Genomic DNA, 22,022 nt, shown 5'->3' with positions numbered 1-22,022 from the left:
CGAATATGACACAGTCAGACAAGACCAATCGCCGCATCGTCCTGGCCTCCCGTCCGCAGGGCGCGCCGACGGCCGCGAATTTCCGCCTGGAAGAGGCGCCGGTCCCGCAGCCCGAGGATGGCGAGGTGCTGCTGCGCACCGTGTACCTGTCGCTGGACCCCTATATGCGCGGCCGCATGAGCGATGCGCCGTCCTATGCGGCGCCAGTGGAAGTCGATGCCGTGATGGGCGCGGGAACCGTGAGCCGCGTTGTCGCGTCGCGCAATGCCGATTATGCCGTGGGCGAGTGGGTGCTGGCGTACAGCGGCTGGCAAGACTACGCGGTCTCCGATGGCGCTGGCTTGATGCGCCTGGGCGCCGAGCCGCAGCATCCCTCGCATGCCCTGGGCATACTGGGCATGCCGGGTTTCACCGCCTACATAGGCCTGCTGGACATCGGCCGGCCCCAGGCCGGCGAAACCCTTGTGGTGGCGGCCTGCACGGGGCCGGTCGGCGCGACGGCGGGGCAGATAGGCAAGCTCAAAGGCTGCCGCGTCGTCGGCGTGGCGGGCGGCCCGGAAAAATGCCGCCATGCGCTGGACGTGCTGGGTTTCGACGCCTGCATAGACCACAAAGCGCCGGATTTTGCGCAACAGCTCGCCCGGGCTTGCCCGGATGGCATCGACATCTACTATGAAAACGTGGGCGGCAAGGTATTCGATGCGGTGCTTCCTTTGCTCAATACCTCGGCGCGCATTCCCGTTTGCGGGCTGATTTCCTACTACAACGCCACATCCTTGCCGCCTGGCCCGGACCGCCTGGCGCTGCTGATGCGCACGGTGTTGACCAAGCGCCTGAAGATCCAGGGTTTCATCATTACCGACGATTATTCGCGCTATGACGAATTCGCGGGCGACATGAAATCATGGCTTGCCGCCGGCCAAATGAAGTACAGGGAGGACATGGTCGATGGGCTGGAAAATGCGCCGCAGGCGTTTATCGGACTGCTGCAGGGCAAGAACTTCGGCAAACTGGTGATCCGCGCGGGCGCCGACTAGCCCGCCACGGCGACTTTGTTTCGGCCGCCGGATTTGGCCCGATACAGCATGGCGTCGGCGCGGGCAAATAGATCCTGCAGGGATTCGTCCTGCATCCGCTGGGCGACGCCAAAGCTCGCGGTCACGATGCGGGCGCCGGCCAGCGTCCGGAAAGGCGTGGTTGCCAGGTGATTGCGCACACGTTCGGCCAGTTGGACCGCGCCATCCAGCGATGTGCATGGCAGAAGCAGCGCGAATTCCTCGCCGCCGACCCTCGCGGCAATATCCTGGGCGCGGATGCAATCGCGCACGATTTCCCCGAATGCCTGCAATACCTGATCGCCGGCGGCATGCCCATCCCTGTCGTTGATGGACTTGAAGTGATCGATATCGCATACCACCAGGCTCATATCCCGGCGGCGATTGTCCTCGATCAGACTCGCAGCCCGCTCTTCGAAGCTGCGCCGGTTGTAAAGCTGGGTCAGGCTGTCGATATTGCGCTCATCCTGCAGCTTTTCGATAGTGTCGACCACCGCGGCGGCCAATATCGTCAAGGCCAGCACGATGGCGAAGATGAACAAGGTCAACTGCAGGACAGTCCAGAAAGGGGACTGGGCGAATGCGGCGCGCCCGCCCGTCACGGCCGTCGTCATGGAAAAGAAAGTCCGGGGCAGGAAGCTGATCGCAAAGGCGACGTATATCCAGAACAGCAGGCGGTCGATGCCGCGGCTGCCCAGGCGCTTCCACCAGTGGATGACGGGAAACAGAAGAATGGCCGAAGAGCCCAGGTTGAGAATATAAATGCGCGCCACGAGGTCCGGGACGACATAGAAATAATAGGCCAGGGCGGCCAGCAGCCCGAGACAGCCGGCGGCCAGCGGGAAATGATAGTGTCGCACCCCATAGCGGGCAACCATGGCGCGCGCCATCAGCACGGCGCTGGCGATATAAAGCGCTCCCGTCAGCATCGTATTCAGGCCGGCATCGCGCGGCACCACCAGTATCTGCGAAGCCGCGGCTATCGCGTAGACGAAAAACGATGCGGCCACGAACAGCAGGTAATCGCGGAACCGGTCGAGAAGCGTCCAGACGCAGATGAATATGATAGAGAACATCAGGGCAATTGCGGGGTTCCCCAGGGCTAGAACCTGGTTTGGAGAAAGCAATAAGGATTCCATCGGGAGCGGGTTGGCAAAAAGGGGGTGGGGGCGAGCGGCTGTGCTGCAAGCGGCGGGAATGCTGCTGGCGCAGAACAGACAGGCCATACAAGCTGATGCAGGCAATGATACAGCCCGTTACGCTCACGGGGCGCGGTCTTTTCAATTGTTGTCGAAAAGTAAAGTGCCGGCTCAGAACTCGCCCACGCCGCGCGCCATCAGCGCGGCGCAAAGCACCAGCGCGACCGCGGCAGCCAGTTCCATGTGGATGGCCGCCCGCAACCGGCGTAGCTTGCCTGCAGCGACGACCGGAGCCTGTCCGCCCTGGATGCTGCGCTTCCATGACAAGAACTCGACCGTGGGATAGATGGACAGGACGCCGATGAGGATGAACAGCGTCAGCTTCAGCATGAACGGGACGCTGCTGAAATAGTAGGAAGCGCCTTTCTCGAAATAAAAAACCCGCAGCAATCCGACCGCCAGCACCGCGGCGGCAGACAGTCCGAAAACCATGTCGGCGATCTGCAGCTTGCGGGCGATGGATAGCGTCAGCGTTTCCCGCAGCAGCACAAATTCGCTCGCCAGGGAGGCGATCAGCGTGAACGCGGCAATATGGTGCAGGAAGGCGAACAAGGCGCTCATCGCCCGTCCTCCAGCCCCGCGCTTTCGCCTTCCCAGGGGTCATAGGTGCCGAAATTCCAGATATGCCCTTCGAGATCGCGGCAGGTGAATCCCCGGCCGCCGTAGTCTTCGTCCTTGATGTCCAGCACGATTTCCGCGCCCGCGGCCATCGCCCGGTCATAAAGCTGGTCGGCATCGGCCACGACCAGATAGGCGCTCTGGGTTTCCGCGCCTTCGATTTCATCCGGCTGCCTGATCAGCTTGCCCCATTCCGAGCCGTATTCGGCGGCCGAGCCGAGCATGATCATGCCGTTGCCGAAGGTGAGCTGCGCGTGGGCGATGGTTCCGTCGGCGTTGGGATAGACGGCCTGCCGCTCGAAACCGAAAACCGAGCACAGCCAGTCAATGGCGGCGGCGGCATTGCGGTAGCGCAAGCATGGAATGATTGTGGACCCGCGCGGCAAGCGTGGGGGATTTTTCTTTGCGGCAGTGGGCATGGTGTTCTCCTTGGCCGGGGGCTGGTGGGCAAACTTCAATATAGAATGATGCGCGCTGCGCGGGCGGTTTTATTTGTTAAAACATATATGTACGATATGCAGGTATTTGCCGGCAACACCTGAAGCAAGAACAGAGGCCGTATGGCGAAAAAATTGAGCAGCCTGTTTTTTTCCACCGTGAAGCGCATGGCCCGCCTGCAACGCCAGGCGTTCAAGCTCGCCAGCGGCCCGCCCGTGAAACGGCCCGCGGGGAAGAAGGCGGGCAAAAGAACTGCTGCGCGCAAGGCGCCATCCAGGCCGGTCGACGAGGCCATCCCCACAGGCCTGGGTTCATGGCAAAACCTGATATACAAGACCGCCCCCACCAAGACCGAATTATTGGGCCGCCTGGCCTATTTCCTGTACATGCCGGCGCCGCGGCCGGTCGCCGGCATGCCGCTGCTGGTGATGCTGCATGGCTGCCAGCAGAGCGCTTACGAGCTGGCGCTGGGTTCGCGCATGAACCGGCTGGCCGACAGCAAAGGCTTCGTCGTGGTCTATCCGCAGCAATCCAAGCGCGTGCAGGCCTTGCGCTGCTGGCGCTGGTTTCAGCCTGACGCGGCCCACGGCCTGGCCGAAGCGGACGCCATCGCCGATCTGGCCCGCGCCATCGTGGCCCGCTATAAGCTGGACGCCGGCAGGGTGTATGTGGCCGGAATGTCGGCCGGCGCCGGCATGGCGGGGCTGGCGGCATTGCGCCACCCGCGGCTGTTCGCCGCGGTGGCGATGCACTCGGGCGCAGTCCTGGGCGAGGCCCACGGCCAGGCCGCCGGCGTGCAGGCGATGCGGCGCGGCGCGCTGCATGACCCCGCCAGCCTGGTGGCGCCGCTCCTGGGGCGGCCTGTCGACGGTTTTCCCGGCATGCCCGCCATGATTCTGCATGGCCAGCGCGACCATCTGGTGGCGCCGCGCAATGCCAGGCAACTGGCGCAACAATTCGTGCACCTGAATTGGCTGCCGTCCGGACAAGCCATCGAACCTGTCGGCAAGCCCGCAGTAATGGCCGCCGGCACCGGGCGCGAATATCAAAGGGAAGATTTCCTGCGCGGCGGGAAGCCCGTCGTGCGCTTGTGCCTGGTCAACGGCATAGGCCACGCCTGGAGCGGCGGCGACGCCAGGCTGAAATTCAACGCCGAAGAAGGACCCAAAGCCAGCGTCCTGATCTGGCAGTTCTTCGCCATGCACCGCAGCGGAGAATGACGGCCGCGCCGCGCCCACTTGAGGGCGCCGGGCTTGCACCAAAAGAATACATACTTTATCCGGCGCGCCGTTTTCCATGCGTCCAGAGCGGGGAATTCTGGCACGGCAATTGCGTAATCATGGTTACACCTTCTTTCTTTCAGGAGTTCTATCCATGAGTAAACGTTCTCATCTTGCGTCCGGAATTATCACTGCGTGTCTCGGCGCCGCGGCGGCGAGCCAGGCCTGCGCGCAAAGCGCCGCCGAAACCGCCCCGGCATCCGATTTCACGGTCAGCGCCAACGTTACTCTGGCCAGCCAGTATCGCTACCGCGGCATCATGCAAACCAATAACAAGCCGGCGATACAGGGTGGATTCGACCTGGCCCATGCCAGCGGCTTTTACATAGGCAACTGGAACTCCAGCATCAGTTGGCTGGACGACAGCGATCCCGACGTATCGGCGGCGGTCGAAATGGACTTCTACGGCGGCTATCGCGGAACGCTCTGGCGCGACCTGACCTTCGACGTCGGCGTGCTCCGGTATTACTACCCCGGCAACTACCCGGGCGGCTATACCAGCCCGGATACCACCGAGGTGTACCTCGGCCTGGGCTACGGCCCCGTCACGTTCAAGTATTCGCATGCGCTCACCAATTTGTTCGGCGTCCCCGACAGCAAGAGCAGCCGGTATTACGACCTCGCCGGCAGCTTCGACACGGGCGTCTGGGGCCTTGCGCTCAATGCCCATGTCGGCTACCAGAAGGTGCGCAACCTGGACGATGGCTCCTACACGGATTGGTCGCTGGGCGTCAGCAAAGACTGGGGGCAGGGCTTTACGACCTCGCTGGCTTATATCGATACCAATGCCAAGCGCAGCGTCTACACCAACACCAAGGACAAATACACCGGCCGCGCGACGGCGCTGCTGACCTTGTCCAAGAGCTTCTGACCTGGCGCCGCCGCGCCCCGGCCAGGGCGCAGAAGGAACCCGGGCAAGCCTATCGCCGCCATGCGCCACATCGCGCCTGGCGGCGATAGGCTTTTTTGCATTCCTGGCTGCATTTCCATGGCGGTCATAGCCAAAAGCAATGACGTATATAAAAACTATCAATTGTGGGAAATGATAGTTATGGCCTATACTTGGCGAGTGTTCAGTTTTCAACCACTCTAAGGAAAACACAATGTCCCTGATCAATACGCAAATCAAACCTTTTAAAGCCACCGCATTTCACAATGGCAAGTTCGTCGACGTAAGCAATGAATCCGTCGCCGGCAAATGGTCGGTCTTTGTTTTCTATCCCGCCGACTTCACTTTCGTGTGCCCGACCGAACTGGAAGATCTGGCTGAACAGTATGCCGAATTCCAGAAAATCGGCGTCGAGATCTACAGCGTTTCGACCGATACGCATTTCTCGCACAAAGCATGGCATGACACTTCCGAGGCTATCGGCAAAGTGCAATACCCCATGATCGCCGATCCCACCCATGCTCTGGCCAAGAACTTCGAAGTCCTGATCGAAGAAGAAGGCATTGCGCTGCGCGGCACCTTTGTGGTCAGCCCCGAAGGCGAGATCAAGGTCATGGAAGTGCACGACAACGGCATCGGCCGCGTGGCTTCCGAACTGCTGCGCAAGGTCAAGGCCGCCCAGTATATCGCCGCCCACCCTGGCGAAGTTTGCCCCGCCAAGTGGGAAGAAGGCGCCAAGACCCTGACTCCTTCGCTGGACCTGGTTGGCAAAATCTAAATCCGGGTTTGCCATATGCCAGGCTTGCGGTAGGCAGGCCGGCATACCCGCCCGTCGCGTCCTGGCCACCAGCCGGGGCGTGATCCACTGGATTCCTCTTATCATGAAGGTCGATACGCTATGTTAGATGCAAATCTCAAAACTCAGTTGAAATCCTATATGGAAATGATCGCGCTGCCCATCGAGATCGTGGCCTGCCTGGACGATGGCGCCAAGTCGCGCGAGCTGCGCGAACTGCTGCAGGAAATCGAGCTGATGTCTGACCGGATCACGCTAACTGAACGTAGCGACAGCGACCAGCGCAAGCCTTCATTCAGCATCAATCGCAGCGGCACGGACATCAGCGTGCGTTTCGCCGGCATCCCCATGGGCCACGAATTCACGTCGCTGGTCCTGGCTCTGCTGCAGGTCGGCGGCCATCCGCTCAAACTGGATGAAGCCGTCATCGAACAGATACGCAATCTGGATGGCGACTACAAGTTCGAAACCTATTTTTCCCTGTCTTGCCAGAATTGTCCCGACGTGGTCCAGGCGTTGAATGTGATGTCCATCATCAACCCGCGCATCCAGCATGTGGCGATCGATGGCGCCTTGTACCAAGGCGAAGTCGACGCCCGCCAGATCATGTCGGTGCCCACCATGTACCTGAACGGTGAGATATTCGGGCAAGGCCGCTCCAGCGTCGAAGAGATCCTGGCCAGGCTGGATACCGGCGCCGCCGGCCGCAAGGCGCAGGAACTCAGCGCCAAGGAGGCCTACGACGTGCTGATCGTGGGCGGCGGCCCCGCCGGCGCCGCCGCGGCCGTCTATGCCGCGCGCAAAGGCATACGCACGGGCGTCGTGGCCGAGCGTTTCGGCGGGCAGGTGCTGGACACCATGGCCATAGAAAACTTCATCTCGGTGAAAGAAACCGAAGGGCCGAAATTCGCCGCCGCGCTCGAAGAGCACGTCAAGGTTTACGATGTGGACATCATGAACCTGCAGCAGGCGACCAGCCTGGTGCCGGGCAAGCTGATCGAAATCAGGCTGGCCAATGGCGGCGTGCTGAAAAGCAGGACGGTGATCCTGTCGACGGGCGCCCGCTGGCGCGAAATCAATGTGCCGGGCGAGCGCGAATACCGCAACAATGGCGTGGCCTATTGCCCGCATTGCGACGGCCCGCTGTTCAAGGGCAAGCGCGTCGCGGTGATCGGCGGAGGCAACTCCGGCGTCGAGGCCGCCATCGACCTGGCCGGCCTGGTCAAGCACGTTACGCTGATCGAATACGGCGATGCCTTGCGCGCCGACGCCGTGTTGCAGCGCAAGCTGCACAGCCTGCCCAACGTTACCGTCATCACCTCGGCGCAGACCACCGAAATCCATGGCGACGGCAAAAAGGTCAGCGGCTTGTCATACAAGGACCGCAAGTCCGATGAGCTGCGCCATGTCGAACTGGAAGGGGTATTCATCCAGATCGGCCTGGTGCCGAACACCGAGTGGCTCGAGGGGACGCTGGCCTTGTCGCGCCACGGCGAGATCGAAATCGATGCGCGCGGCCAGACCTCGCTGCCTGGCGTGTTTGCCGCGGGCGACGTCACCACCGTGCCTTACAAGCAGATCGTGATTGCGGCCGGCGATGGCGCCAAGGCGGCGCTCAGCGCCTTCGACCACCTGATACGCAGCTCGGTGTCGGACGACGAAGACGTTTCGGTTGCCGCCGAGACATTGGCGGCCTAGGGCTGAGGCTAAAGGTCGGGCTGGCTGGGCTCTTCCAGCCAGCGGCCGCCCAGCACGTCCTGGCAGATGTCTATCCACGCCTTGGCCGCATGCGATAAGTAGCGGCCATTCCATATATGGGCGACCTGCCACGGAATTTCCGGATCGCTTATGCGGGCCAGCGCCAGGCCTTCATGGTTCAGGCGATGAATGAAGGGTTCCGGAAGCAGGGCCAGCCCCATGCCCGCCCGGGCCATGGATACGGTCCAGTCCCATTGGCTGCTCTGCGCGGCAATCTGCGGCTCTATGCCTGCCTGCCGGAATTCCCGCCGCAGCCGGCGCGTCAGCGCAAAATCGTCCTTCAGCAACACCAGCGGCGTTTGGCGCAGGGCCTCCAGGCGTATGGTGTTCTTGTTCCTGAAGGCTCCCGGCTCGCCCACCGCCCAGACCGCGTGGCTGGCGACCTGCACGGACACCAGATCCAGTTCCGGGTCGACCGGCAGGATGCTCATGCCGATTTCCAGTTCGCCGGCCGCCACCTGCCTTTCTATTTCCTGGCCGGTATCTTCGTGCAGCGTCAGGCTGATATGCGGATAGCGGGTCCGGAATGTCTTGAGCACCTGCGTGAATAACAAATTGATCATGGGCGGCATGCCCACATGCAGCGCGCCGCGGCTCAAGGCCTGGGTTTCCAGCACCTGGGCCGATAGCCGGCGCATGGCGCCCAGCACATCCTGCCCGCGTTCATAGACCACCCGGCCGGTATCCGTCAGCACGAACTGGCGCGATTCGCGCATGAGCAGCGGCTCGCCGATCTCGTCTTCCAGCTGCCGTATCATTTTGCTGATGGTGGACTGGGTCACCTGCAGGCTGGCCGCGGCCTGCGTAAAGCTGTTGAGCCGCACCGTCTCAACGAAATAGCGCAAAGATCGAATGTCCAAGGGCGGCCCTTTCTGGTGGATTTATCATGAATAAAACGACTTGATGTTGTGATATTAATTCATTTGCTCAATGTTATGCTGTTTTCACTACTAACAAAGCCACGCATACGGGTTGCCGGCATGGCGCCGCAGCCCACCCGCAGCCACCCGGTCTCCATGCGGACGAGACGGGCGAGGTCCTCGCGGCCATGCGTGTAACAACTGAGAGAAGACATGTATAAAAATCGAATCCGCCTGCCGGAGCTGGAGCAAAAAATCATGTCCGCCCAGGAGGCGGCCCGCATGTTCGAGACTGGAATGACCGTGGGAATGAGCGGCTTTACCAAGGCTGGCGATTGCAAGGCATTGCCCCGCGCCCTGGCCGAGCGCGCGGAGCGCGAGGGCCTGAAGCTGACTCTGATTACCGGCGCGTCCCTGGGCAACAACAGCGATGGCCTGATGGCGGATGCCGGCCTGCTCGCGCGCCGCCTGCCGTTTCAGGCCGATGCCGTCCTGCGCGGGAAGATCAATGCCGGCGAGGTCATGTTCATCGACCAGCACTTGTCGGAAACCGTGGAACAACTGCGCTGCCACAATCTGGCGCCCATCGATATCGCCGTTATCGAAGCCGTGGCGATCACCGAAGACGGCGCCATCGTGCCAAGCACGTCGGTGGGCAATTCCGCCAGCTTCGTGGAGCAGGCCGGCCTGGTGATCGTCGAACTCAATCTGGGCATGCCGCTGGCGCTTGAGGGGCTGCACGACATCTACGTGCCGGGCGCCCGGCCGCTGCGCCAGCCCATTCCGATAGTCGCGCCCGACCAGCGCGTAGGCTGCGCCGCGATCCCCGTCGGTCCCGGCCGCATTGCCGCCATTGTGATCACCGATAGCGCCGACAGCCCGTCGACCATCCTGCCGCCAGACGATGAAACGCAGGCGATCGCCCATCACATCGTCGCCTTCCTGTCGGGCGAGGTCCGGGCGGGGCGCCTGACGCCGGCCTTGCTGCCTTTGCAGGCGGGCATAGGCAGCATCGCCAATGCCGTGCTGCACGGCTTGCTGGATTCGCCGTTCAGCGGCATGACGATGTATTCGGAAGTTCTGCAGGACAGCGCCTTCGAGCTGCTGGATTCCGGACAACTGACGTTCGCGTCGGCCTCGTCTATCACCTTGTCCGAAACCATGCACCGGAAATTCCTGGATCAGGTCGACCGCTACCGTTCCCGCCTGGTGCTGCGCCCGCAGGAAATCAGCAATCATCCGGAGGTCCTGCGCAGGCTGGGCATCATCGCCATCAACACGGCGCTTGAATTCGATATTTACGGCAACGTCAATTCGACCCATGTGGGCGGCACCCACATGATGAACGGGATAGGCGGTTCGGGCGATTTCGCGCGCAATGCTCATCTGTCCATTTTCGTAAGCAAGTCCGTCGCCAAGCAGGGCGCCATTTCCAGCGTCGTGCCCATGGCTGCGCATGTGGATCACACCGAGCATGATGTCGATGTGGTGGCCACGGAATGGGGGCTGGCGGATTTGCGCGGCCTGGCGCCGCGGGAACGCGCCGGCCTGATCATCGAGCGCTGCGCCCATCCCGATTACCGCGCTGCGCTGCGCGACTATTTCCGGCAGGCCTGTGCGCGCGGCGGGCAGACCCCGCACGTCCTGGAGGCCGCCCTGTCATGGCATGTGCATTATCGCGAAAAGCAGTCCATGCGGGCCTGAAAATCCTGTCTGGCTACAATCGCCCCATGAATTCTTAATTTGAAGGGGGGCGTCTTTGCCATGGCTACAAAAATCAGGATCGGTATTGTCGGGTACGGCAACCTTGGACGCGGCGTCGAGTCGGCGATAGCGCAGAACGCCGATATGGAGCTGGCGGGGGTGTTCACCCGGCGCGACCCTGCCGGCGTGCGCCCGCTGGGCCCGGACGTGCCGGTGCGCCCGCTGGATGCCATCGGCGGGTTCCGGGACGACATCGATGTGCTGATTCTTTGCGGCGGCTCCAGGAGCGATCTGCCCCAACAAGGGCCCGCATTGGCTGCCTGGTTCAACACCGTGGACAGTTTCGATAACCATGCGCGGATTCCCGAATACTTCCAGGCGGTCGACCAGGCGGCCCGGGCCGGCGGCAATGTCGCCGTGATTTCGGTGGGCTGGGATCCGGGCCTGTTCTCGCTGAATCGCCTCTTTGGCGAGGCGGTCCTGCCCCAGGGCGCCAGCTACACCTTCTGGGGCAAGGGCTTGAGCCAGGGTCACTCGGACGCCATCCGGCGCGTCCCCGGCGTAAAAGGCGCCGTGCAGTACACGATACCCTTGGACGAGGCGGTGGAGCGCGTACGCGGCGGCGAGCTGCCCGAACTGTCGACGCGCGAAAAACACCGGCGCGATTGTTATGTGGTGCTGGAGGAGGGGGCCGACGCCGCGGCGGTGCAAGAGGCCATCGTCACCATGCCTGACTACTTCGCCGATTACGATACGGCGGTGAATTTCATTGGCGAAGAGCAGTTGCGGCGCGATCACGCCGGGATGCCGCATGGCGGCTTTGTGATCCGCAGCGGCAGGACCGGCGAGGGCGCGGCGCAAGTCATGGAGTACTCGCTCAAACTCGGCAGCAATCCCGGATTCACCTCCAGCGTGCTGCTGGCCTACGCGCGCGCCGCATTCAGGCTCAGGCAGCAAGGCAGCGCGGGGGCCAAGACGGTGTTCGACGTCGCCCCGGGCCTGCTTTCGCCCAGGAGCGCCGCGGCATTGCGCGAAGAATTGCTGTAATTCGTTGTGCGCGGTATTGTTTCGTATCATTGTCCGTAGAGCGATATCCTACAATGAAACCACCGGCCGCCACTATGAAAGGCGGCGCACACGACGTGGAGCGGACATGCCGCGCTATACAAAAATAATCCTGTGGGTATGTTTGGGGCTGGTGCTGGCCGTGGTCCTGGCGGTAGCGGTGCTTGCGACATTCGACTGGAACTATGCGAGGCCCTGGATCAACCAGCGGGCCAGCCAGCTGGCGGATCGTCCGGTGGCCATCGAAGGCGACTTGTCTGTCAAGTGGCTGCGCCCCGTGGAGCAAAGCGGCTGGCGCGGCTGGGTGCCCTGGCCGGAAATCACGGCGCAGCGGATCACCGTCGGCAACCCGCAGGGCAGCAAGCTCGGCGGCAACATGGCCGAGGTCAAGAACCTTGTCGTCGTGCTGAATCCGGTCGCCTTGCTGGACCACACGGTGCAAATCCCGCGCCTGCAGATCCAGGAGGCGAATGTCGCGCTGGACCGCGATGCACAGGGCGCAAACAACTGGACCTTCAAGAAAGAAGACGACGGCAAGGCCGCGCCCTCGGAATGGAAGTTCGACCTGCAGAGGCTGCAATTGGCCCGCGTCAGGGCGCATGTCACGGACGCCGCCAGCCAGCTCGATCTGAATGCCGATCTGGACAGCCTGGAGCAGGCCAGCAAGGAAGGATACGGCATAGGCTTCAAGGCCAGCGGCACTTACAACAAGGCGGAAATCAAAGGCGAAGGCCAGACGGGCGATATCCTGTCCCTGCAGGAGGGCGGCTCCCCCTTTCCCTTGCAAGGCGAGGTCAGCGTAGGCGAAACGACTATTGGCATTGAAGGCTCGCTGACCAGGCCGCAACAGCTGGCCGCGCTCGATGTTCGCCTGAAACTGGCGGGAGACAGCATGGCCGACCTGTTTCCGCTGATTGGCGTAGCCTTGCCCAGTACCCCGCCATACAAGACCGAAGGGCGTCTTGTCGGCATGCTGGAGGGCGACAACGACATATGGCGCTACGAGAACTTTACGGGAGTCGTGGGTGAAAGCGATCTCGAGGGCACTGTCGAATACCAAGTGCGCAAGCCCAGGTCGCTGCTCACGGGGCAGCTTCAGTCCAAGCTTTTGCGCTTCCAGGACCTCGGCCCGCTGATAGGCGCCGATACCAGCGACGTGAAGGCCTCGAAAAAGGACGAGAAGGTCAAGCAGCCCGCCGACAAGGCCTTGCCCGTGGCGCCCATCGGCACCAAAGCCTGGGGCGCCATGGACGCCGATGTCACATTCAAGGGGCTCAAGATCCTGCGCAACAAGGCTTTGCCGCTGGACAACATCGATGCGCACGTCAAGCTCGACGACCGGGTGCTGTCGCTCGCGCCATTGAATTTCGGATTCGCGGGCGGCACCCTGGGCAACACCATTACGCTGGATGGCCGCGGCGAGAAACTGCAGGCCGAGATGGTCACCACGGCGCGCCACCTCAAGCTGAAAAAGCTTTTTCCGGGCGCCGAAAGCATGAATGCGAGCTTCGGCGAGCTTCATGGCGATGCGTCCCTCAAGGCGCAAGGCAGCTCCATTGCCGAGCTGCTGGGCCACTCCAACGGTGAAATCAAGGCCCTGGTAAGCAGGGGCACCATCAGCCATTTTCTGCTGGAGGCCGCCGGCCTGAATGTCGCCAACATGGTCGTGGTAAAGCTGTTCGGCGACGAGCAAGTCGTGTTGAACTGCGTGGCCGCCGACTTTGGCGTGAAGGACGGACTGATGCAGGCCCGCGTTTTCAAGCTCGAAACCGAAGACACCACGGTTGACGTCACGGGCGAGATCAACTTGCGCAGCGAACGGATGGACCTGGATGTCCGCCCGGAAAACAAGACGCTGCGCATCTTTACCTTGCGCTCGCCGCTATATGTGAAAGGCACTTTCAAGCATCCCGATGTGGGGGTGCAGGCCGGGCCGCTGGCCGCCCGCGCCGGCGCCGCCGTTGCGCTGGGTGTGGTGGCGACTCCTTTCGCGGCGCTCCTGCCTCTGCTGAACATGGGCACCAACGAAACCAACGACTGCGCGCCTTTGGTGGGCGAGCAGGGCAAGAAGAACCAGGCCGGCGCATCGAAAAACGGCAAAGCCGAGGCGCCAGCCAAAAAGCCCGCGTCCGCCAAGAACGGCAAAGCCGCCGACGACAGGGCCAACTGGCCATCCTCCAAAGCCAAGCCCTGAGCCGGCAGTTTCCTTGATCAGATGTCGGCTTCGCCGCGCTGGCAGTACAGGCCGTCGTAGAGCGCCGCTGGGGCCTCACGCGGATTGGCGGGCATTCCCGAATGCCGCGCCACATGAGACCGTCTTCTCAAAGGCCAGTTGCATCTCTATTTCCCAATGCCGCAGCGCTCGGAGCAGGCGCTGGTTATTGTTGATATAAATACTAATCAATCTCATTGCTGTTATATAATTCCCGGGCCTTTTGCCTGGGATTTTTGTATTTGCTCGCCGATCCCGGCGCGAGGGAGGGGGTACTGGGTTCAAACATGCTCGGCCAGCCAGGCATGTTTGGGCGCCAAGTACAAACAAAACATAGAATGAGGAATACCGTCGTGATCAAGCAGACTTTACGTACGCGCAAGGCCCGTGCGACTTATGTGGCCGGGCGCATGCCCTCTGTCGCATTGACCACCTTGACCCTGTCAATGGCTTTCATTTTCTTGGCGGCGCCCCAGCGGGCATCGGCCCAGAGCGCAGCGCCGGAGGCCGAGGCGCCTCGGCAGCCCAGCGAGGCCGTGCAACTGGATACCGTGGTGGTTAATGCCAACCAGCTCGGCGAAATCACCGAAGACAGCGGCTTGTACACCCCGGGCGCCATCGCCACGGCAACCCGGCTCGTGCTGACGCCTCGCGAAACGCCGCAGTCCATCAGCGTGATCACGCGCCAGCAGATGGACGATTTCATCCTGACATCCATCGACGATGTCATGGAATACACACCCGGCATCAGCGTCGTTACCTACGACAGCGAGCGCACCGAATACTATGCGCGGGGGTTCGCCATCCAGAACTTCCAGTATGACGGCATACCCATGACGCGCAACTCGGCCTATTCGGCTGGCAATACGCTTAGCGACACGGCCATCTACGACCGCATCGAGGTGCTCAAGGGCGCCACCGGCCTGCTTACAGGCAGCGGCACGCCGGGCGCCACCATCAACCTGATCCGCAAGAAACCCACGCGCGAGTTCCGCGGCCACCTCTCGGCGGGAGCGGGCCGCTGGGAGGACTACCGGGGCGAGGTGGACGTGGGCGGACCGCTGAACGAAAGCGGCACCTTGCGGGCGCGCGGCGTCGCCGCCTATCAGGACAGAAAATCGCATCTGGATCGGTACGGGCGCGAAACCGCGGTGTTCTATGGCGTTCTCGAGGCCGACCTCACACCCGACACCCTGCTGACCCTGGGATTCGACTACCAGGACAACAAGCCCAAGGCCTCCACCTGGGGCGGTATTCCCCTGCTGAATTCCAATGGCCAGTTCAATGACATGCCGCGTTCGTTCAACAACGGCGCCGATTTCAGCCGCTGGGAACAATACACCCGCACGGCGTTCGTAACGCTGGAGCATGCGTTCGCCAACAACTGGGTGGCCAAAGCCCAGTTCAATCACCAGATCAATGGCTACGATGCGAACCTGGGGGCCGCGGCCAGCGGATTTCCCAATCCGGCCGATGGCTCGGGTACCTCGATGTGGATCGGGCAATACATAGGCGAGACCAAGAGCGACGCGGTCGACGCCTATCTTAGCGGCCCGTTCAAGCTGGCGGGGCGCGAGCACGAGCTTGTCGTGGGCGCCAGTGTTTCTGAAAGCCGGTGGAAGAACGACGGTTACTGGGATGCGCCGGGCTATGACACCAACGTCGCGGATTACTACAACTGGCAGGGCAAGGTGCCCGCGCCCGCATGGCCGGGCGGCCCTGACTACACTGACGACGAAACCACGCGGGAACGCGGCTTGTACGCCGCCGCGCGCTGGAATCTGCGCGATGACCTGAAGCTGATTACCGGCGGGCGCTGGGCCACCTATCGCAGCAGGGCCCAGAATATGGACGAGTCGGGCGTGTTTGTGCCTTACTTGGGTGTCATCTACGACCTGAACGATATCTGGTCCGTGTATGCCAGCTACACCAGCATTTTCAGCCCGCAATCGCTGCAGGATGAGCAGGGCAAAACGCTCGATCCGCTCAAGGGCAACAACTATGAAGCGGGGGTCAAGGCCTCGTTTTACAACGGACGCCTGAATGCCTCGGCCGCCGTCTTCCAGCTCGATCAGGATAATTTCGGCATCGAGACCGGCGGCACGACGCCCTCGGGGGGCGTGGCCTACGGCGCGGCGCAAGGGGTCAAGACCAAGGGCTTCGAAGTCGAGTTGTCGGGGCAGTTGACTCCCGCGTGGCAGGTCAGCGCGGGCTACACGCACAACGTGTCGCGCCAGGAGGGCGAGCGCGTCAGCACCCTGACACCGTCCAACCAATTCAGCGTGTTCTCCAGCTACAAGCTGGATGGACGGTTGTCGGGCCTGACGGTCGGGGCCGGCGCCCGCTGGCAGGACAAGACCTCGGGCATGATTTCGGCGCCCGACGGGCAGTCTGTCAAGCACACCGTCGATGACCTGCTGCTGGTCGACTTGATGGCGCGCTACGACTTCACCAAGCAATTGTCGGGATCGCTGAATGTTTCCAACCTGTTCGACAAGAAGTACTACACCATATTCAGCTGGTACAGCACCTACACATGGGGCGAGCCGCGCAATATCATGGCGAATTTGCGCTACCAGTTCTGAAGCCATGCCTGGCGGGCCCAAGCGGGGCTTATCCGGATCCGTCCTGGTCCGGCCTGCGCGGGCTCGCCGCGCCTTTTGATTTTTCTTTCCTGTCGATATTGTCCTCGAGGCGCCTGACGACGACCAGGATGAATAGCACCGCCAGGGTGCTGACCACGGCGGTGGCTTCCAGGCCCATTCCGGCCGCAATGCCGATGGCGGCCGCCACCCAGATGCTGGCCGCCGTGGTCAGGCCCTTGATCCGCCCATGGTCGCTCATCTTGATGATGGCGCCGGCGCCCAGGAAGCCGATGCCGGCGATAATGCCTTGCAGCACGCGGCTGGCGTCGGCCACGGACATGCCTCTTTGCATCGGGGCCAGTATGAATATGGCCGCCCCCAGCGATACCAGCATATGGGTGCGCAGCCCCGCGGCCTTGCCGCGCAGTTCGCGCTCATAGCCTATCGCGGCGCCCAGGAGGATGGCCATGGCCAGGCGCAGCGCGATGCGGGTAGCCTGCGCCGCATCGGGAATATCGGAGAACTCATCGACTATGGTGTCCCAGACGCTGATAGCGGTATCGATCATTTCCAATGCCTAAAAAACCATCGTCCTCACACCTTGCGCCCGAAAAAAGGGTAGCTGGGATCGTTGTAGCCGGCGGTCGACGCGTGCCCGGGCGATACCAGAGCGTCCACCAGGGCTTCTTCCTCGGCCGTGATTTCAACGTCCACCGCCGGATAGTAGTCCTCCATTTGGGCCAGTGTGCGCGGGCCCGCGATCACCGCGCTGATATGCCGGTTCGCCAGCACCCATGCCGTCGCGAACTGCCCGAGCTTGATCCCGCGCGCCTCGCAATGCTGCTGCAGCTTCTGCGCAATCACCAGCGATTCCTCGCGGAACTCGGTCTCGAGCATGCGCTTGTCGCCGCGGGCCGCCCGGCTGCCCTGCGCCGGCGCCTGGCCCGGCTGATATTTCCCGGTCAGCACGCCCCGCGCTATCGGGCTGTAGGGCACCACCCCCAATCCATAGTGGCCGCAGGCCGGCAGGATTTCGACTTCCGGGCCGCGATTCAGCAGGTTGTAATAGGGCTGGCACACGACAGGCTGAGGCACATTGGCTTTTTCGCACAAGCGGATGATTTCCGCAATCCGCCAGCCCCTGAAATTGGACACTCCGAATGCGCGTATTTTTCCGGCCTGTATCAGGTCGCCCATGGCGCGCACCGCCTCTTCCAGGTTCTCGTCGTGAAAATCCCGGTGCATGTACAAGATGTCGATATGCCCGGTGTCCAGGCGGCCCAGGCTTTCTTCGACCTCCCGCATCATCCAGTGGCGCGAATAATGCGACTGGTTGGGCGCCTTGTCCATGCTGTTGCCCAGCTTGGTCGCCAGCACCCAGTCGTGGCGCTTGCCGCCCAGCAGCTTGCCGACCATTTTCTCGGAACCGCCCTTGCTGTAGACATCCGCCGTGTCGATGAAATTCAGGCCATGCTCGCGCGCCGAAGCGACAATGTTCTGCGCCTCGTCGAAACCGGTCTGGTCGCCAAACATCATAGTGCCCAGGCACAGGGCCGAAACTTTCAAATTGCTGCTGCCGAGACGTCGATAATGCATGGTTTTCCTCTGTCGTTTGTTTGTCTTGCGAGTGCGTTTTCTCAAAGTTAGCACAATGCGGGGAGGACGCGCTGCATTCTTGTTCTATTCAGGTTCGATCCGGCTGCGCTTGAGCCAGCGGCTGGTCATCAGGACCGCCACCACGGTCAGGCCGGTGGCCAGCCCCAGCCAGACGCCCACGCCTTCCCAGCCCGCGACGAAGGCCAGGAACGCGCCGCAAGGCACGCCCAATATCCAGTAGCCCAGTATCGCAAACAGCATGGGCACGCGCGTGTCGTGCAGGCCGCGCAGCATGCCGGCGCACACCGCCTGCGCGCCATCGGCCAGCTGGAACAGGGCGGCGACGGCCAGGAAGCGGACGGCCAGCGCCGCCACCGCCTGGTTGGACGGCAGGCTGGCGTCCAGGAAAAAGCCTATCAGCATTCGCGGCGCCAGCCACATCAGCATTGCGGCCAGGCCCATGAAGCCCACCCCCAGTCCGAACGCGGTCCAGCCGGCGCGGCGTATCGCATAAGGGTCGGCGCGGCCGGCGGCCAGCCCCACCCGGATGGTGGCCACCTGGCCGAAGCCCAGCGGCACCATGAAGGTGATGGTGGCCAGTTGCATGGCGATCGCATGCGCCGCCAGCGCGTCCTTGCCGATTATTCCCATCATCATCACGGCGCTGTAGAACACCAGCGTTTCAAGGGTGAAGGTAATGGCAATGGGTATGCCCAGCCGCCATAGTTCGGCCAGCCGGGCCCAGTCCCTGTCCCAGAGGCGGCCCAGGAGGCGATAGCGGCGAAACTGCTTGTGGCGCGTCAAGACCAGCGCCAGGCCAAGAAACATCATGGTGCTGGAACATGTGCTGGCGATGCCCGCGCCTTCCAGCCCCAGGGCGGGAAACCCCCAATGGCCGAAAATCAGCAGCCAGCCCGCCAGCGCGTTGAAAGCGATGGCCCCCGCCGCGATCACCAGAGTCCATACGGGTTTTTCTATGGCGGCCAGGAAAGAACGCAGCACGATATAGGCCAGGTAGGGCAGCAAGGCCCATTGCAGCGTATGCATGAACTGCGCCGCCTTCGCGGCCAGGGGCGGGCTTTGCCCCATGAATACCAGAATCGCTTCCGTATGCCACAGGATCGCCCACGCCGGTATGCAGATCAGGGCGGCCGTCCACAAGCCCTGGCGCACGGTGCGCCGGATTTCCCGCAGGGCGTTGCGGCGCTTGCCCAGCGTCGTGGCCAGCATGGGGATGGTGGCCGACACCAATCCCATGCTGAAGATCATGAAGGTATGGTAGAGGCTTACCGACAAAGATCCCGCCGCGAGGGCGTCGGCGCCCAGCCGCCCCATGAAGATGATATCCGTCGTCAGCAGCGCCACCTGCGCCAGGTTGGTGAGGATCAGTGGCCAGCCGAGCTTTAGCGAAGCCTGCGCTTCGGCCTTCCAGGCCAGGACGCGGCCGGCATGGAGGCCTTCAGCCTGCCGCATGCCTGCGCGCCCGGGCAAGGCGGTATGCGGATTGCGCCGGCACGGTTCAGGCGCTGCGCGGCAGGGACCACGTGCTGATGGCTTGCGCCACCGGGTCGCCGCCGGCCGCCGGCACAAGCAGCACATCGCCGCAAGCAAGGCGGCCCGTCTTCAGGATGGTGGCATGGGCCAGCACGCCGCCGGCCGGTGTGCCGCGCAGGAAATTGATGCTCAGGCTGGCGGTGACGGCTTGCGGATTGCCTGTAGCCCCCACAATGGCCGCGTACAGCGCCAGGTCGGCCAGGCCCATCAGCATGGGGCCGGCGATGATGCCGCCCAGGCGCTGGTGCGAGCTGCGCTCGGGCAGCCGCAATGTGGCCGTGCCAAAGCCGATTGCCACGATTTCGATTTCAAGCAATGAAGCGAAGGGATGCTGGTCTGCCAGCAATTGATTGAAGTCGGCGACGGTGATGCGGGCGGGGGTGTCTTGCGAAGTAGGCTTCATGGTTTGCGGAGTAGGGGTGGACGCGCGCTGGCGCCTATTCCGGCTAGTGTGCCACAAGAGCCGGTATTGCGGACGATCAAGGGCGCCCGCCCGCTGGCGTAGTACACTTCATGACCATGAACAGGCGCATGCTGCTTCGGCTTTTCGGAACCCGCTGGCGCATCCTTTCGGGTGCGCTCATGCTGGCGTTCCTGCTGCGCGCCATGATTCCCGCCGGCTATATGCCCGCGCAATCGTACGCCGCGCCCGGCCCTTCCGGCCTGACCTTCTGCGTCAAGGGCCTGCCCGCAAGCATCGCGAATATCCTGGCGGGCGACAAGTCGCCCATTCCGGCGACGACGCCGATGCCCGATTGCGTCTTCGGCATTGTCGCCGGCCAGGCTGTATTGCCCTTTGCCCCTATAGCGTTCATCGTCGCCGCTTCCGACCCTCTGCGCCCGGCTATCTGGCGTGTGGCCATCCACGCCTTTCAGCTGGCGGTGCGCGGGCCGCCTCTGGGTTCGCGCGCCCCGCCTGTTGCGCTGCTTTGACGCTGCTTTGAATCAAGTGGAAAACAGACTCGCCAAACAGGCCAAACATCCGGGGTACATCATGAAAAAAACATTAATCATCTGTCTTATGGCATTCAGCGGCGCCGCGCTTGCAGCGCCGGGCCAGCAGGGGGCGGCGGCGCCCGCCGTGTTGCTGGCCCAGGCCGGGCACGACCAGGGCATGGCCGGGCACGGCCATAAAATGCCGGCTGGCGCCCCGGACATGGCCCATGCCAAGGTATCGACGACGCTGGCGGTGTCAGCGTGCTGGATACGCTCCATGCCGGCGCCTGCGCCCTCGGCCGGTTATTTTGTGGTGAAGAATACGGGCGGCACGCAAGTCAGGCTGCAAAGCGTCGCTTCGGCGGGCTACGGCATGGTCATGCTGCACCAGACCACGCAGCAGGAAGGCATGAGCAGGATGTCCGCCACCCACGACGTCGCGATTCCCGCCGGCGGCCAGCTGGAATTCAAGCCCGGCGGCTACCACGCCATGCTTGAAAAGCCCGCCCAGGCGCACCCCGTAGGCAGCAAGGTCGCAATGGACTTCCTGTTCGATAACGGCGAGAAGGCCTCGGCGGAATGCGAAGTCAAGGCGGCCAATACCCAGTCGCCCATGTCGCACTAAGGAATCCCTGCCGGCGGCCGCGCCTCGTCGGCCCGCAGGCCGGCCAGGAAATTCAGCACGCCCTGATTGAATGCCTTCGGATTGGCCAAATTCATGCCATGCGAAGCCGCTGGTATGGTGATGCGCCTTGCCTGCCCGACAGCCTGTTCCAGCCTGTCCAGGCGGCTGCCGTACCGGGCGGGGCTGTGCGCCCCGCCCACCAGCAACACCGGGCATTGCAGCCGGCGGGCGCGATCCAGGTCGACGTCCAGGTTTATTTCCCGTATCTGCGATAGCAGCGTGTAGGCATTGTCGGTCACCATGGTCTTGAACCAGCTCACCATCTGGCGCCATGTGCCCGCGCCGTTCACGGCGTCGACGAATTCAGCCAGCGCCGGTTCCACCTCGCCGCGTTCCAGCAGCTTGGCGACCGTTGTATGGAGCGGAGCACCGGGCGCTTCACCGGCGATGCGAAAGCCCGGGTCCGCCAAGATAAGGCTGCGCACCTCCTGCGGGGCGCCGCAAGCCAGCTCCAGGGCGATCTGGGCGCCGCGCGAATGCCCCAGCACGTGTACCGGCCGCCCCTCGCCCAGGCGGCGCGCGAAGGCGCTCATGTCGCGGATGTGCTGGGCGATGCTGAAACTGTCGTCGGCGCTTCGCAGGGCGGCGGGCCAGAAGCCGCGCAGGCTGGGCGCGACCACCCGGTAATGCTGGCTCAAGGCCGGAATTTGCCAGCGCCAGTAGCGATAATCGCACAAAGAGCCGTGTATGAGCAAAAGGATCTCGCCACTGCCGGCTTCGGTGTAGTGGAGCGGGTAGTCGTGGATGCGGGTCGTGTACTGGACAGGCGTGTGGCTGGGCGGCATGGGAAAA

At 62.9% G+C, this 22,022-nt stretch carries 20 protein-coding genes; 11 read left to right on the top strand and 9 right to left on the bottom strand.

The annotated features are described in order from the left end of the window. The first annotated feature begins 5 nt into the window (after positions 1–5). A complete protein-coding gene (locus tag BUB23_RS21420; RefSeq protein ID WP_073107666.1) occupies positions 6–1,037 on the top strand; it encodes an NADP-dependent oxidoreductase in 1,032 nt (343 codons plus the stop codon). On the opposite strand, the gene BUB23_RS21415 is transcribed toward BUB23_RS21420, so the two are convergent. From BUB23_RS21415 to BUB23_RS21405, 3 genes are all read right to left on the bottom strand, one after another. Beyond that, on the bottom strand, positions 1,034–2,131 hold the full coding sequence (locus BUB23_RS21415; protein WP_178372371.1) for a GGDEF domain-containing protein: 1,098 nt from the start codon (positions 2,129–2,131) through the stop codon (positions 1,034–1,036). The two genes, BUB23_RS21420 and BUB23_RS21415, sit on opposite strands and share 4 nt — an antisense overlap. 234 nt (positions 2,132–2,365) lie before the next feature. Next, positions 2,366–2,815, bottom strand: coding sequence for a DUF2214 family protein (locus BUB23_RS21410; protein ID WP_073107658.1), 450 nt, complete (start codon positions 2,813–2,815; stop codon positions 2,366–2,368). Beyond that, the gene (locus tag BUB23_RS21405; protein ID WP_073107654.1) at positions 2,812–3,291 is read right to left on the bottom strand and encodes a VOC family protein; all 480 of its coding nucleotides are present in this window, start codon (positions 3,289–3,291) and stop codon (positions 2,812–2,814) included. The genes BUB23_RS21410 and BUB23_RS21405 overlap by 4 nt, the downstream gene beginning before the upstream one ends. 141 nt (positions 3,292–3,432) lie before the next feature. Between BUB23_RS21405 and BUB23_RS21400 the strand changes: the two genes are divergently transcribed. From BUB23_RS21400 to ahpF, 4 genes are all read left to right on the top strand, one after another. Next, positions 3,433–4,530 (top strand): extracellular catalytic domain type 1 short-chain-length polyhydroxyalkanoate depolymerase, encoded by a 1,098-nt coding sequence (locus BUB23_RS21400; RefSeq protein WP_073107647.1) that lies wholly within the window; start codon positions 3,433–3,435, stop codon positions 4,528–4,530. A gap of 154 nt (positions 4,531–4,684) precedes the next feature. Further along, a complete protein-coding gene (locus tag BUB23_RS21395; protein ID WP_073107644.1) occupies positions 4,685–5,461 on the top strand; it encodes a TorF family putative porin in 777 nt (258 codons plus the stop codon). A gap of 232 nt (positions 5,462–5,693) precedes the next feature. Next, positions 5,694–6,257 carry an alkyl hydroperoxide reductase subunit C gene (gene ahpC / locus BUB23_RS21390; protein WP_073107641.1) on the top strand — a complete coding sequence of 188 codons (564 nt, stop codon included), beginning with the start codon at positions 5,694–5,696 and terminating at the stop codon, positions 6,255–6,257. Between the two features lie 120 nt (positions 6,258–6,377). Beyond that, the gene (gene ahpF / locus BUB23_RS21385) at positions 6,378–7,973 is read left to right on the top strand and encodes an alkyl hydroperoxide reductase subunit F (RefSeq protein WP_073107638.1); all 1,596 of its coding nucleotides are present in this window, start codon (positions 6,378–6,380) and stop codon (positions 7,971–7,973) included. An 8-nt stretch (positions 7,974–7,981) separates the two neighbouring features. Here the strand turns inward: ahpF and BUB23_RS21380 are convergent, their stop codons facing one another. Further along, entirely contained in the window at positions 7,982–8,893 is a 912-nt protein-coding gene (locus tag BUB23_RS21380) for a LysR family transcriptional regulator (RefSeq protein WP_073107635.1), read from the bottom strand. 213 nt (positions 8,894–9,106) lie between these two features. Between BUB23_RS21380 and scpC the strand changes: the two genes are divergently transcribed. From scpC to BUB23_RS21360, 4 genes are all read left to right on the top strand, one after another. Further along, positions 9,107–10,597 carry a succinyl-CoA:acetate CoA-transferase ScpC gene (gene scpC, locus BUB23_RS21375; RefSeq protein WP_073107632.1) on the top strand — a complete coding sequence of 497 codons (1,491 nt, stop codon included), beginning with the start codon at positions 9,107–9,109 and terminating at the stop codon, positions 10,595–10,597. Positions 10,598–10,657: 60 nt separating this feature from the next. After that, positions 10,658–11,644, top strand: a complete 987-nt coding sequence (locus tag BUB23_RS21370; RefSeq protein ID WP_073107953.1) for a diaminopimelate dehydrogenase — start codon at positions 10,658–10,660, stop codon at positions 11,642–11,644. A 106-nt stretch (positions 11,645–11,750) separates the two neighbouring features. Then, positions 11,751–13,856 (top strand): AsmA family protein, encoded by a 2,106-nt coding sequence (locus tag BUB23_RS21365; RefSeq protein ID WP_073107629.1) that lies wholly within the window; start codon positions 11,751–11,753, stop codon positions 13,854–13,856. A 464-nt stretch (positions 13,857–14,320) separates the two neighbouring features. Beyond that, positions 14,321–16,459 carry a TonB-dependent siderophore receptor gene (locus BUB23_RS21360; RefSeq protein ID WP_073107951.1) on the top strand — a complete coding sequence of 713 codons (2,139 nt, stop codon included), beginning with the start codon at positions 14,321–14,323 and terminating at the stop codon, positions 16,457–16,459. 28 nt (positions 16,460–16,487) lie between these two features. On the opposite strand, the gene BUB23_RS21355 is transcribed toward BUB23_RS21360, so the two are convergent. The 4 genes from BUB23_RS21355 to BUB23_RS21340 form a co-directional block, all read right to left on the bottom strand. Continuing rightward, positions 16,488–17,024 carry an MgtC/SapB family protein gene (locus BUB23_RS21355; protein WP_073107948.1) on the bottom strand — a complete coding sequence of 179 codons (537 nt, stop codon included), beginning with the start codon at positions 17,022–17,024 and terminating at the stop codon, positions 16,488–16,490. A 29-nt stretch (positions 17,025–17,053) separates the two neighbouring features. Further along, complete coding sequence (locus BUB23_RS21350; RefSeq protein ID WP_073107626.1) at positions 17,054–18,055, bottom strand: aldo/keto reductase; 1,002 nt, start codon at positions 18,053–18,055, stop codon at positions 17,054–17,056. A gap of 84 nt (positions 18,056–18,139) precedes the next feature. Continuing rightward, on the bottom strand, positions 18,140–19,528 hold the full coding sequence (locus BUB23_RS21345) for an MATE family efflux transporter (protein WP_073107624.1): 1,389 nt from the start codon (positions 19,526–19,528) through the stop codon (positions 18,140–18,142). Positions 19,529–19,574: 46 nt separating this feature from the next. Beyond that, the gene (locus BUB23_RS21340) at positions 19,575–20,012 is read right to left on the bottom strand and encodes a PaaI family thioesterase (protein ID WP_073107621.1); all 438 of its coding nucleotides are present in this window, start codon (positions 20,010–20,012) and stop codon (positions 19,575–19,577) included. 128 nt (positions 20,013–20,140) lie between these two features. Here BUB23_RS21340 and BUB23_RS21335 point away from each other — a divergent pair, with 128 nt between their 5' ends. Together BUB23_RS21335 and BUB23_RS21330 are read left to right on the top strand one after the other, a co-directional pair. Next, on the top strand, positions 20,141–20,542 hold the full coding sequence (locus BUB23_RS21335) for a hypothetical protein (protein ID WP_143161077.1): 402 nt from the start codon (positions 20,141–20,143) through the stop codon (positions 20,540–20,542). Positions 20,543–20,603: 61 nt separating this feature from the next. Then, on the top strand, positions 20,604–21,170 hold the full coding sequence (locus tag BUB23_RS21330; RefSeq protein ID WP_143161076.1) for a copper chaperone PCu(A)C: 567 nt from the start codon (positions 20,604–20,606) through the stop codon (positions 21,168–21,170). Here BUB23_RS21330 and BUB23_RS21325 read toward each other — a convergent pair. Then, positions 21,167–22,015, bottom strand: coding sequence for an alpha/beta fold hydrolase (locus tag BUB23_RS21325; protein ID WP_073107615.1), 849 nt, complete (start codon positions 22,013–22,015; stop codon positions 21,167–21,169). The genes BUB23_RS21330 and BUB23_RS21325 overlap by 4 nt on opposite strands. Positions 22,016–22,022: the final 7 nt, after the last annotated feature.

The organism is Pollutimonas bauzanensis (assembly GCF_900129885.1).
Lineage (GTDB): Bacteria > Pseudomonadota > Gammaproteobacteria > Burkholderiales > Burkholderiaceae_B > Pollutimonas > Pollutimonas bauzanensis.
The sequence above is the reverse complement of the archived record's forward strand: the minus strand, read 5'-3'. Positions and strand labels throughout refer to the sequence as shown.